Source organism: Streptomyces ortus (genome assembly GCF_026341275.1).
GTDB lineage: Bacteria > Actinomycetota > Actinomycetes > Streptomycetales > Streptomycetaceae > Streptomyces > Streptomyces ortus.
In genome coordinates this window covers 5307812-5320313 of sequence record NZ_JAIFZO010000002.1, presented here as the reverse complement: position 1 = coordinate 5320313, position 12502 = coordinate 5307812, and the positions used below count along the sequence as shown (strand labels likewise).

10 protein-coding genes are annotated in these 12502 nt (G+C 71.2%); 5 read left to right on the top strand and 5 right to left on the bottom strand.

Features of this window, described 5'->3' with window-relative positions; translation table 11 throughout:
• Nucleotides 1-104 precede the first annotated feature (104 nt).
• Together K3769_RS26895 and K3769_RS26890 are read left to right on the top strand one after the other, a co-directional pair.
• Nucleotides 105-1433 carry a nicotinate phosphoribosyltransferase gene (locus tag K3769_RS26895; RefSeq protein WP_267028858.1) on the top strand — a complete coding sequence of 443 codons (1329 nt, stop codon included), beginning with the start codon at nt 105-107 and terminating at the stop codon, nt 1431-1433.
• A gap of 202 nt (nt 1434-1635) precedes the next feature.
• Nucleotides 1636-2220, top strand: coding sequence for a nicotinamidase (locus tag K3769_RS26890; RefSeq protein WP_267028857.1), 585 nt, complete (start codon nt 1636-1638; stop codon nt 2218-2220).
• 217 nt (nt 2221-2437) lie between these two features.
• Here K3769_RS26890 and K3769_RS26885 read toward each other — a convergent pair whose 3' ends face one another.
• The gene (locus K3769_RS26885) at nt 2438-2767 is read right to left on the bottom strand and encodes a hypothetical protein (protein WP_267028856.1); all 330 of its coding nucleotides are present in this window, start codon (nt 2765-2767) and stop codon (nt 2438-2440) included.
• A gap of 124 nt (nt 2768-2891) precedes the next feature.
• Nucleotides 2892-5240 (bottom strand): immune inhibitor A domain-containing protein, encoded by a 2349-nt coding sequence (locus K3769_RS26880; RefSeq protein ID WP_267028855.1) that lies wholly within the window; start codon nt 5238-5240, stop codon nt 2892-2894.
• 468 nt (nt 5241-5708) lie between these two features.
• On the opposite strand from K3769_RS26880, the gene K3769_RS26875 reads away from it, so the two are divergent.
• Nucleotides 5709-6011, top strand: a complete 303-nt coding sequence (locus K3769_RS26875; RefSeq protein WP_267028854.1) for a hypothetical protein — start codon at nt 5709-5711, stop codon at nt 6009-6011.
• 117 nt (nt 6012-6128) lie between these two features.
• Here K3769_RS26875 and K3769_RS26870 read toward each other — a convergent pair whose 3' ends face one another.
• Together K3769_RS26870 and K3769_RS26865 are read right to left on the bottom strand one after the other, a co-directional pair.
• Complete coding sequence (locus K3769_RS26870; protein WP_267028853.1) at nt 6129-6818, bottom strand: RDD family protein; 690 nt, start codon at nt 6816-6818, stop codon at nt 6129-6131.
• A 105-nt stretch (nt 6819-6923) separates the two neighbouring features.
• Nucleotides 6924-8513, bottom strand: a complete 1590-nt coding sequence (locus tag K3769_RS26865) for an RDD family protein (RefSeq protein ID WP_267028852.1) — start codon at nt 8511-8513, stop codon at nt 6924-6926.
• Nucleotides 8514-8775: 262 nt separating this feature from the next.
• On the opposite strand from K3769_RS26865, the gene K3769_RS26860 reads away from it, so the two are divergent.
• Complete coding sequence (locus tag K3769_RS26860; RefSeq protein WP_267028851.1) at nt 8776-9327, top strand: SsgA family sporulation/cell division regulator; 552 nt, start codon at nt 8776-8778, stop codon at nt 9325-9327.
• Nucleotides 9328-9393: 66 nt separating this feature from the next.
• Here the strand turns inward: K3769_RS26860 and K3769_RS26855 are convergent, their stop codons facing one another.
• Nucleotides 9394-10875, bottom strand: a complete 1482-nt coding sequence (locus K3769_RS26855) for an FAD-binding oxidoreductase (RefSeq protein ID WP_267028850.1) — start codon at nt 10873-10875, stop codon at nt 9394-9396.
• Nucleotides 10876-10984: 109 nt separating this feature from the next.
• Here K3769_RS26855 and K3769_RS26850 point away from each other — a divergent pair, with 109 nt between their 5' ends.
• The gene (locus K3769_RS26850; protein ID WP_372515039.1) at nt 10985-12355 is read left to right on the top strand and encodes a tetratricopeptide repeat protein; all 1371 of its coding nucleotides are present in this window, start codon (nt 10985-10987) and stop codon (nt 12353-12355) included.
• The last annotated feature ends 147 nt before the right edge of the window (nt 12356-12502 follow it).

The following is a 12502-nucleotide window of genomic DNA, read 5'->3' as shown; positions in this document are numbered from 1 at the left end:
GTGCCCGGCCAAACGGAGCCGCACATCGTGCGCATCGCGAGGGAGCCGCACATCACAGAACCTAGAAATCGTCAGAGTGACGAGATAGGGGTAGCATCTCCGTCATGAACACTGCGGACCTAGGGCTGCCGGTGGATGTGCCCTCGACAGCGCTCTTCACGGACCACTACGAGCTGACCATGCTGCAGGCCGCTCTCAAGGGCGGCACGGCCGACCGGCGTTCGGTCTTCGAGGTCTTCACCCGCCGGCTCCCCGAGGGCCGCCGCTACGGCGTCGTGGCCGGAACCGGGCGGGTCCTGGACGCGGTGGAGAACTTCCGCTTCGACGCGGACGTCATCGGCTTCCTGCGCGAGCGGAACGTCGTGGACGAACCGACGCTCGAATGGCTGGCCTCGTACCGCTTCGGCGGCGACGTCTGGGGTTACCCGGAGGGCGAGGTGTACTTCGCCGGGTCGCCGGTCCTGCGGGTCGAGGGCTCCTTCGCGGAGTGCGTGCTCCTGGAGACCGTGATCCTCTCCATCCTCAACCACGACTCGGCCATCGCGGCAGCCGCCTCGCGGATGGCCTCGGCCGCCGGCGGGCGCCCGCTGATCGAGATGGGCGCCCGGCGCACCCACGAGCTGGCCGCGGTGGCGGCGTCCCGCGCGGCGTACGTCGGCGGCTTCACCACCACCTCCGACCTGGCCGCGGGCTTCCGCTACGGCATTCCGACGGTCGGCACGTCCGCCCACGCCTTCACCCTCGTGCACGACACCGAGCGGGACGCCTTCCGCGCCCAGGTGGACTCGCTGGGCCGGGGCACCACGCTCCTCGTCGACACGTACGACGTCGCCGAGGCCGTACGGCTGGCCGTCGAGGTGGCCGGGCCCGAGCTGGGCGCCGTCCGCATCGACTCCGGTGACCTGCTGCTCGTGGCGCACCGGGTACGGCAGCAGCTGGACGAGCTGGGCGCCACGAAGGCCCGGATCATCGTGACCTCGGACCTGGACGAGTACGCGATCGCCTCGCTGGCCGCGGCGCCCGTGGACGCGTACGGGGTGGGCACGCAGCTGGTGACGGGTTCCGGCCACCCGACGTGTTCGATGGTCTACAAGATCGTCGCGCGCGCCGAGTCGGCGGACCCGAAGGCTCCGCTCCTGCCGGTGGCCAAGAAGTCCTCGGGCGGCAAGACGTCCATCGGCGGCCGCAAGTGGGCCGCGCGGCGGCTCGACGAGTACGGGGTCGCCGAGACCGAGGTGATCGGCACGGGGCCGGTCCCGGCGGAGCTCGCCGACAGCCTGCTCCAGGTGCGGCTCGTCAAGGGCGGCCAGGTCGTCGCCCGCGAGCCGCTGGACGTCGTACGCGACCGGCACGCCCGGGCCCGCGCGAACCTGCCCCTCTCGGCGACCCAGCTGTCGCGGGGCGAGCCCGTCATCGCGACCGAGTACGTGTGAGACACACGGGCCTGTACTGGGCCCGTACTGGAGTGAACGGCCGGTAAGCCGGGAAGGGCAACGGCAACGAACCGCGCCCCTCGGGGGCGCGGGCCCGAATCCAGTACGGCTGCGCCACGTGGGCGCGACCGCCCCCACCGGCCCGCACGACACCACTGGCCTCCGCCGCGGAGCGCCGATGCCGAACCGAAGGACACCGCCCATGCGCCGCGCCCTGATCGTCGTAGACGTCCAGAACGACTTCTGCGAGGGAGGCAGCCTCGCGGTGCCCGGCGGGGCGGATGTGGCCGCCGCGATCACGGAGCTGATCGGGCAGGCCCCGGCCGGCTACCGCCACGTGGTGGCGACCCGCGACCACCACATCGCCCCCGGGGGTCACTTCGCGGACAACCCCGACTATGTCCACTCCTGGCCCGCGCACTGCGTGGCCGGCACGGAGGGGGTGGGCTTCCACCCGAACTTCGCGCCGGCGGTCGCCTCCGGCGCGATCGACGCCGTCTTCGACAAGGGGGCGTACTCGGCGGCGTACAGCGGCTTCGAGGGCACCGACGAGAACGGCGTCTCGCTCGGCGACTGGCTGCGCACGCGGGAGATCACCGAGGTCGACGTGGTGGGCATCGCCACGGACCACTGCGTGAAGGCGACGGCCCTGGACGCCGCCCGGGAGGGCTTCCGCACCCAGATCCTGCTGGACCTGACGGCGGGCGTGGCCCCGGACACCACGACGCAGGCCCTGGACGCCCTACGAGAAGCAGGCGTAGAACTAACCGGCAAGCCGGTGGTCTAACCCCGGCGGGGCCGCCCCTTTAAAGGCGCCCTCCAGGGGCGCTCCGCAGGGGCGCGGGGAACGGCGCAAACGGCCCGCCCAACCCACGGCCACCCCACACACGGGCCCCCACCCCTCCCACTCAGGGGCGCGGGGAACGGCGCAAACGGCCCGACCGACCCACGGCCACCCCACACGGCCCCCGGCCCCCGGCCCCCTAATCGGGGGCTGACGCCCCCTACAGCGGCGCGGCAGCCCGCCGAATCAACGTACGAATGGGATGCCAGAGCTCAGACGCAAGCGCATCCACCCCCGGCACCGCACGCCATATGAGCCCATCCGGATGGTGCAGAACCGCGGTGATCTCGTCAGGCGTCGGAGGCTGCCCGTTGCCGCGCAGATACACCGCCCGCAACCCCAGATTGCGCAGCCGCGTCAACGCGCGGGCGCGATTGTGCGCATGCACCAGCACCCGCACCGGACCACTGCCCGCGGCCAGCGGTCTGGGCAGGTTCAGCGCCACCACGACGGTGCCGTTCGGCAGCTTGCAGAAGCCTCCTGCGGCCATTCGGTCATACCCCCGCGAGATCCGGTGTCAATAAGAGAGTCACAGGACGCACCTAAACACGATCGGCCGCGACCCGCCAGGGGGTCGCGGCCGATCATGGTTTGACCTGCGAAAACGTCTCTTGTTACTTCGCGGCGGAGACCTTCACAGTGATCGTCGAGCCATCGCGGGGCTCCTTGACGATCGCGATCTTCGTGTTGGTGTCAGTGATCTTGACACCCCCGGTCGGGTTGGCCGGGTCGTAGTACGTGTTCGTGCGGTCGTTGAAGATCCGGTTGCCCGGCTGCGACTTGATCTTCGTCGCGACGTCCGCCTTGTGCAGCGTGAGACCGTCCGTCCGGTACGAGCTGAACGCCGAGTCGTAGGACTGGATGCGGTTGCGCATCAGCGTCCCGTCGCCCCACTTCAGCGCCGTCGGGTGCGCGTCCACCGGCAGCAGCAGGCCGGTGCCCTTGTGCTGACTGACGTTGTTGTCACGCTGGGAGGTGTCCCACTTCCAGATCAACAGACCGTTCTGGTACGGGAAGTGCTCCACCCACGACGGACGCGTGGACGCGAAACCGAAGTTGTACGGGCCGACCTTGAGGGTCTTGTCGTACGACACGTACTGGCGGTTCTCCGCGATGTAGTACTGCGCGTAGTCGTTGGTGAAGGACGCGCCGATACGGGAGAAGCCGTTGGACTTCCAGGCGGCGTCGGCGGTCTCGGCGTCGTCCGAGAAGACCGCGGAGCCGTCGGCGGTGACGGTGACGCGGTCCGCCGCGAAGCCCTTCTGGGCCACGCCGCCGTCGGTGGAGTAGCGGAAGCGCAGGTCGAACTTCTGGCCCGCGTAGGCGTCGAGCGGGTACGACAGCTTCGTGTACGCGGCCGACGTGCCGGTCAGCGCGGGGCTGCCGCTGGCGTCACGCGGGATCGCGGCGCCGTCGACCGTGCCGTCGATCGCCGTCCACTTGGCGCCGCCGTCGGTGGAGACCTCGGTGTAGAGGTAGTCGAAGTCCGTCTCGATGTCGTAGTACCCGTCGAGGGTCAGCGTCGCCGCCGACTTGCCCGTCAGGTCCACGGAACGAGTCAGCGTGTTCTTGAGGTTGTTCGCGCTGCCGCTCCACCACTGGGTGGCGCCCTGCGCCGGGGGGACGACCTCGGTGGTGACCGCCTTCTTCGGCAGTTCGACCACCAGCGCCTGGGCCTTCTTGGTGTTGTACTCGGCCACGCCCAGCGTGTGGGTGGAGCGCTTCGCGGCCTTCGCCGTGTCGTACTTCAGCCAGCCGAGCTGCAGCTTGTCCCAGGCGGTCATGTCGCCGGGCAGGTCGCCGATGGCGTCCTTGCCGGTGCCGAGCCACGAGCCGGAGGACATCAGCGTCCAGAACGCGGTGGAGTTCTCCGCCGTGTTGGTCGTGTCGTAGTGGTCCGGCAGACCGAGGTCGTGGCCGTACTCGTGGGCGAAGACGCCGAGTCCGCCGTTCTCCGGCTGGATCGTGTAGTCGCCGACCCAGATGCCGGAGTCGCCGATCTGCGCGCCGCCCATCTTGTTGCCCGTGGGGCCGGTGGCGCCGGCGTCCGTGCCGAAGGCGTACCAGCGGTGGGCCCAGATCGCGTCCTCGCCCTGGGCGCCGCCGCCCGCGGACTCGTCCTCACCGGCGTGCACGATCTGGAAGTGGTCGATGTAGCCGTCGGGCTCGTTGAAGTTGCCGTCGCCGTCGAAGTCGTTGCGGTCCCACTTGTCGTACGCGGACAGCTCGGACTTGATGTCGGCGTCGGACTTGCCGGCCGCCTTCTGGGCGTCGACCCAGGCGGTGACACCGTCGGCGACGGCGTTCCACGCGCAGGTGTCGGGGTCGCACTTGTTGGAGCCGTAGCGGGCCTCGTTGTAGGGCACCTTGACCCAGTCGGAGACCGTGCCGTCGATAGAGTAGCGGCCCGAGGACTGCTTCTCGTAGTACTTCTTCATCGACTCGACACCCTTGCCGGTGCCGAAGTAGAGGTCCTGGTAGTGCTTGGTGTTGTAGTCCGCCTTCCAGTCCGTGCTGTTGTCCTCGGCACGGTCCGGCTCGGCTATCTGGTTGTGCAGCGGGCCGGGGGTGCCGCCGTAGCGGCTGTCCACCTTGTCGCCGAACTCGACGAGGATCGTGAAGATCTCGTCGGTCTTCTCCCGGCCGAGCTCCACGTACTTGCCGTTCTGGAGCTTCACGACCTGCGAACCGCCGCGCTTGACGGCCTTGGCGTCGCCCGAGATGACCCTCTTGAGGGCCTCCTCGCGCTGGGCTTCCTGACGGTCGGTCAGGGGGCCCTTCAGGTCGTGCTCGTGCTCGGCACCGTCGCCGGCGGGTGCCGGGTCCTGCCGGTTCGCGGCCGCGGCCGGCTGGTCGCCGGCGTCGGCGGCCTGCGCCACCGCGAAGGTCGAGAACGTGGCGGCTGCCGCTGTGAGCGCCACACCCACTGCTGCCGCTCTGAACGTCCATGGTCTGCTGGTCACTTGATGCAGTCCTCCCTCACGCCCGGGCGCGCGGAAGGAGGGTGTCCAGGTTATGGAGTCCGCGCGCGCTCTATGCGCGTCACAAGTGACGACATTCGATCGGAGTTGGCCGAGAAAAGACAGACCTTGACTTGGACAGGTCAAGTGAGCTATGCATCGGCCGACCAGGGGTCGCGTTCCGGTACCGGTCCGCTCGCGGAGATCCGTGTACCGCTCAACAGGCGCGTTGGGAAGACGGGTTGGCAGAAGCCATGATTCCGTGCGCCCCCTGTGCACCGGCACCGTGGGTTAGGTCACGCTTACTGCTCGTTCCCCTCGGGCAGACAGGCCAATAGAGTCGGTTGGCGGCGCGCCGGATATCCGGCGATTTGCCAAGCGACACCGTTGTCGCAGCCTTGCTATCTATTCGCACCTCCCCCATGCGAGAGGCACCGGGGGGAGACCCCCATACCCGAGGACGGAACTGCCATGCCTCGTCCGACCGCCGCACAGCTCGCCTACGGTTCCTGCACCGTGCTCTTCTCCACGCTCGCCATGCTGCTGCTGTCACAGACGAGTTCGGGCCTGGGAGTCGTGATCATCGCGCTCTCCGCCCTCGTGCTCGGTCTTCTGGTGGCCATGACGGTCCCCGCACGCGTCGCCGCCACGACGGAACAGCGCGTTCCGGACCAGCGCGTCGCGGATCAGCGCGTCGCGGAACCTCAGATCTCGGCGCGGCGCGAGACCGTCGCCGCCGCGAGCGCGTCCGAGCCGGTACGCGAACGCGCCTGAGTCCGCGTCCGGCCGGCTGCCCGCCGCCCGCCTGCCGCCGTTCGCCGCCCGTCTGCCGTCGGGCGGCGCGTGGCGTGTGGCGGGTGGCAGGTGGCGGGTGGCCGCGTGGCGGGCGGCTCAGGCGGTGCTGACCACTACCGTTTTGGCCGCCTTGTCGTGCAGCCCCTGCTTGTACGGCTTGTCGAAGAAGCTCCAGCCGCCCGCGATGGCGGTCCAGATGCACGCGCAGCAGAACGCGAAGGGCACCCACAGCACCAGCGCGCGGACCAGCGAGGTCTGCACGGAGGGTGTGGAGCCGTTGTCGAGGTTCGCCACCCGCAGGTGCAGCCACTTCTTGCCGAGTGTCTGACCCGACCTGGTGGTCAGGAAGGTGTCGTACCCGACGTAGAGCAGCAGCGCGATCAGCGACTGCCCGAAGGACTTGCCGTACTGGATCTTGTCCGTGTCCACGTCGTACTCGCTGACCCCGAAACCCCAGGTCAGCAGCCACACCACGATGACGACGAGGATCATGTCGATGATCCGCGCGAGGACGCGTCTGCCGCTGTCGGCGAGCGGCGGCATCCCGGCGAGCGGGTCGTTGGTGTACGGGCCCCCGCCGTAGGGGTCGCCGGCCCCGCCGCCGTAGGGCGGTGGCGTGGCACCGGGCGGTGGCGGCGCGGCGCCGTACGGGGAGCCGCCGCTCTGACCGGGTGGCGGCTGCGGCGGCTGTGACTGCTGAGGCGGCTGCTGCTTCTTGAACGGGTCCTCGTCCGGCGGCTTCTGGAACGGATCGTCGTCCGGAGGGGGCGGCGGCTCGGTGGTCATGACCAGAGTGGACCCCGAACCCCACGGCTTCGCAACGGGTGGCGGCCGTCCGGGGTATCCGCCGAACGCGTCAGCCCGCAGCCGTCGACCCGAGGCCGTCGAACGTCAGCCCGCGACGAACGTATGGGCCGCCTTGTCGTGCCAGCACTGGCGCCACGGGCGGTCGAACAGGCCCCACACGACGCCCACGACACCGATGAGGAGAAGGCACGGGACGCTGTAGACGAGCCAGCGACGCAGGGCCAGGCCGAACGACGGCGGTTCGACTCCCTCGATGTCCCGCACCTGGAGGCCGAACAGCTTCTTCCCGAGGGTGCGGCCCCACTTGGCGTTCGGCAGAGCCTCGTAGAGGACACCGAAGACGATCAGGACGGCGAGGACGATGCCGAGGTAGAGAGCGGTCGTGCCGTCCAGCAGCCACACCGTGACCGTCTCGCCGGAGAGCTTGGCCGCGTCGATCTTCTCGTTGACGTGGTCCAGCGCCCTGGTGCCCAGCGGAACCGCGACCGCGCCGGTGACCGCGGCCAGCACGAGCGTGTCCACGAAGCGGGCGGCGAACCGCTTGCCGAGCCCCGCCGGACGCGCCTCCGCCTGGGAGCGGACCACCGACTGGAACGGATCCTCCCGCACCGGCTTCCACGGCACGACGGGCTGGTCCTCGTCCGGCCCGGCCAGGCGGTGCACCTGCTGCGCCCAGGAGGGCTGCCCACCGCCCTGCCCCGCGCTCATCGGCGCCTGCGCGGCGGCCTGCGGAGGAACAGCCTGCGGGGGAACGGGCTGAGGGGTTACGGGCTGAGGGGTTACGGGCTGAGGAGTTACGGCGGACTGGGGCGCCGCGGGCTGTGGGGCCACGGGCTCCGGGGCGGCGGGGGACGGCGGCGGCTGCGTACCGTGCTGCTGCGCCGATCCCTGCGGCGTCCGTCCGAAGCTCATCGTGCCCTCGGCGACGACGGGTTCGCGGGAGCCGGGGACGCCGGAGGCCGCGGCCCCCGTGGCCGGGGTCTGCGCGCGCGCCGCTCCGGACGCGCCCGCGACGTGCGCGCGACCGGCCCCCATGGCGCCGGCCGATCCCGCCGCGCCCGAGGCACCCGCCGTACCGGCGGCACCCGTGGGGCGTACCGGCCCCGTGGGCCTGCGGAAGACGACCGTGCCGCCGGAGGGGGGAGCCACGGGCGCCCCGGCTTCCCCTTCGGAGTCGGCGTCCTGGAACGTGGCCGTACCGTCCGTGTGGTCCGACCTGCCGTCGGGCTGCGCGGCCGACTGCGCGGGTTGGACGGGCTGGACGGCGGGCTGCGCGGACTGTGCCGGTACGCGCGGGTCCGGCGAACCCCAGCGGACCCGGCGGTCCGGGTCGCCGCCGAAGCCCGTCTGCCGGGAGCGGTCGGCGCCCCACGCGGTGGCCGGTTCGGGGCGGTTGCCGTGCTGGGCCTCGGCGGGTGAGGGGCCCGCGGCGGGCGGGTCCTCGTCGAAGAAGTGCGGGCCCGTCTCCTCCGTGGACACGGGTGCGGGCTGCGCGTTCACAGGCGAGGCAGGTGAGGCCGGTACGGCGGCCGGGTCGCCGCCGGGCGCCGGGCGGCTGGTGCCCGGCACCCAGGCGGCACCGTTCCAGTACCGGACATATCCAGGAATGGACGGGTCCGGGTAGTACCCCTCGCGGGGCCTGTCGTCGCCGGGGGCCGGGGTTGGGGCGCTCATGTCCGTCGTCCCGTATCTGCTCGGGGGTCGTGTTGAGCGTCCACATCTATCAGACGGGCGCAACCGCCACTGCCGCTCCTGATGTACCTACCCCCTTCGGGCAAGGTTCCCGCACCTTTTCCGGCCGCGCGCGGTATAGGCGTCCCGGTCCCGGGAGCCGTGCGAAAAAGTTCTCCGAAACGGCGTAATGCTCGGGCCTCAACGGCCTCTCCACTCGTACGGGCCCGCTCTTCGGGTCCCGGACGCGAGAGGAAGCGGACCCATGAGCAACGACGTGAACAATGTGAACAACGATCTGAACAACGACAGGGACGACGGCAGGGACGACGGCAGGCACCGCGACCTGGCTGTGGTGGAGCGGGAGCTGGAGCTCAAGCTGGTGCTGTCCCCCGAGCACAGCATTCCCGTGCAGGCCCGGCTGAGTTACCGCAGCGACGATCCGTACGCCGTGCACGTCACCTTCCACATCGGCACCGACCACCCCGTGAGCTGGACCTTCGCGCGGGAACTGCTCGTCGAGGGGGTGTTCCGGCCGTGCGGGCACGGGGACGTGCGGGCGTGGCCGACGAAGGTCGGCGGGCGCGGGGTCGTGCTGATGGCGCTGAGTTCACCCGACGGGGACGCGCTGCTCGAAGCGCCCGCCGCGCAGGTGTCGGCGTGGCTGGAGCGCACCCTGCGGGCGGTCCCGCCGGGCACCGAGGCCGACCGGCTCGGTATCGACGACGGCCTCGCCGAGCTGCTCATGCCCGCTCCGGTCGACGAGCTGTGGCTGAGCGACCCGTGGCCCTCGGACGAGTCCCAGGACGGGGAGTGAGAGGGAGGAGGGGAACGAGGGGATGAGGGGGATGAGGGGAGGAGAGGAGCCAGGGGGAAGGGGCTGTCAGAAGAGTTTTCCGGGGTTCAGGATGCCCAGGGGGTCGAAGGCCGTTTTCACCGCCCGTTGCATCTCGATGCCCACCGGGCCGATCTCGCGGGCCAGCCACTCCTTCTTGAGGACGCCCACACCGTGCTCGCCGGTGATCGTGCCGCCGAGTTCCAGGCCGAGGGCCATGATCTCGTCGAAGGACTCCCGGGCGCGCCGGGACTCGTCGGGGTCGCTCGCGTCGAAGCAGACCGTCGGGTGGGTGTTGCCGTCGCCGGCGTGGGCCACGACTCCGATGGTCAGCCGGTACTTCTCGGCGATCCGGTCGACCCCTTCGAGCATCTCGGCGAGCCGGGAGCGCGGTACGCACACGTCGTCGATCATCGTCGTGCCCTTCACCGCCTCAAGGCCCGTCAGGGACAGCCGGCGGGCCTGGAGCAGCAGTTCCGACTCGGCAGCGTCCTCCGCGGGTACGACCTGGGTGGCGCCCGCCGCCTCGCAGAGCGCGCCCACCGCGGCGAGGTCCGCTGCGGGGTCGTGGGTGTCGAAGGCGGCGAGGAGCAGGGCCTCGGTGCTCTCCGGGAGACCCATGTGCGCCATGTCGTTGACGGCCTTCACCGTGGTGCGGTCCATCAGTTCGAGGAGGGACGGCACATGGCCGCCCTCCATGATCCGGCAGACCGCGTCGCAGGCAGCCGCCCCCGAGGGGAACTCCGCCGCCAGGACCAGCTGTTGGGGCGGCTGGGGTTTCAGCGCGAGGGTGGCCCGTACGACGATGCCGAGTGAGCCCTCCGAGCCGACGAAGAGGCGCGTCAGGTCGTAGCCGGCCACTCCCTTCGCCGTGCGGCGGCCGGTGGACAGCAGACGGCCGTCGGCGAGGACGACGTCCAGGCCCAGTACGTACTCCGCCGTCACTCCGTACTTCACACAGCACAGGCCGCCCGAGGCCGTGCCGATGTTGCCGCCGATGGTGCACATCTCCCAGCTGGAGGGGTCCGGCGGGTAGTAGAGGCCGTGTTCGTTGACGGCGCGGGAGAGCGTGGCGTTGATGACGCCCGGCTCGACCACCGCGATCCGGTCCACGGGGCTGATCTCCAGGATGCGGTCCATCTTGGTCAGGGACAGCACGACGCAGCCGTCGGAGGCGTTGGCCGCCCCCGAGAGGCCGGTGCGGGCGCCCTGCGGGACCACCGGGATACGCAGCTCGGTCGCGGTGCGCATGACGTGCTGGACCTGTTCGACCGTGCGCGGCAGCACCACGACCGCGGGGGTGCCCGCCTCGCAGAAGCTGGCCATGTCGTTGGCGTACGAGCCGGTGATGTCCGGGTCGGTGAGGACCGCCTCGGGCGGCAGGCCCGTGAGGAGGCGTTCGGTGAGGGTTTGCGCGAGGTGTTGAGTGGGGTTTTGGGTGAGGTCTTGGGTGGGGTTTTGAGTGAGACGTTCGGGGGCGCTGCCCACCGCCACGGTGTCTTCATCGGGTCGGGCTTCGATACGGCTCATGATCACAGCGTCGCACTCGGGGCCATCGGTGTGAACCCCGCCCGCGCGGGGCTTTCCGTGCCGGGGTGGTGGGCGGGTGTGCTCTTCCTATTGACGCACAGTGATCGACATGGACAGCGGTGTGGAGAGCGGCACGGACGGTGCCGTGGCCGGCGGTACTGAGGTTTCTGGGGCCGGTGGCGTGCGGACGGAGTCCGCGGGGCGGCGTGCGGTTCTGGTGCGGCGGGTGTTGGTCGGGGCCGTCCTGGGGTGCTTCGTGCTGGGGGGCGTGCTCGTCGTGCTGCCCGACGGCGGTCGTCGGCCGCCGCCCTCCCCCGGGCCCATGGCACGGGCCGTGACGGCCGTGGGGTCCGGGGCGCCCGCCTCGTTGCCCGATCTCGTCGCGCTGATCGGTGACCGCGAGGCGCATCTGCGGGCCCATCCGGGTGATGTGCGGTCGTGGGCCGAGCTGGGCACGGCGTATGTGGAGCGGGGGCGGCGGACCGCCGAGCCGGGGTTCTACCCGAAGGCCGACGCCGCGTTGCGTACGTCGTTGAAAGGGCGGCCGAAGGGGAACACCGAGGCGTTCCGGGGGATGGCCGTGCTCGCCAACACGCGGCGCGACTTCCGGGCCGCGCGGGAGTGGGGGGAGGCGGCCGTGGCCTCCTCGCCGAAGCGGTGGTCCGTGTATCCGGCGCTGATCGACGCGTATCGGGGGCTCGGGGACTACAAGGGTGCTCGGCGCGCTCTGGCCAAGCTGGTCGAGCTTCCCTCGGGGGGCGGGGCGTCGGGTAACGGGGCCTCGGGGAGCCGGGCGTCGGGGAGCGGGCCGGCGGCGCAGGTGTTGGTGCGGGCCGGGCTGGTGTACCGGGACCGGGGGTGGCGGGAGGATTCCGCCGCAGCTCTGTCCGATGCGGCGGCGCTCGCCGCCACCCCCGCCGAGCGGGCCGACTGCCTGGTGCGGGTCGGGGAGTCGGCGTGGGAACGCGGGGAGGCCGCCGAGTCGCTGCGGGCGTTCGAGGCCGCGCTGCGGGCCGATCCCGGGGAGCATGCGGCGCGGGCCGGGCAGGGGCGGGCGCTGGCCGCGCTGGGGCGGGACTCGGAGGCGCTGCTCGCGTATCAGTCCGCCCTGGCGAAGCAGCCGTTGCCGCGGTACGCGCTGGAGTTGGGCGAGTTGTACGAGTCGCTGGGGCTGGGCGGGGCCGCGCGGGCCCAGTACGACGTGTTGCGGGCTCGGGTGCGGGAGGGGGACGCGGTCGGTGTGGACGAGGAGCTGGTGCTCGGGCTCTTCGAGGCCGACCACGGGGATGCGGGTGATGCGGTGCGGCGGTTGCGGGGTGAGTGGGCCCGGCATCCGTCGGCGGCCGTGGCCGATGCGCTGGGGTGGGCGTTGCATCGGGACGGGAAGGACAAGGAGGCGGTCGGGTTCGCGACGCGGGCCACGGACCGGGTGCGTGGGGGTGGGGCGCGGGTTGCCCTGTACTCGTTTCACCGGGGGTGATCGAGCGGGGGAGTGGGGAGCGGCTCGAGGCCGGCGGCGCCCGGGGAAGCGCTGCCGGATCCAGTCCGGTGTTCTCGCCGCTCTTGGTGCGTGGCTTTGCGGGCTCTGGAGAGAGTTGGTGACCGTCGGCTGTGCGTGCGCCTGGTC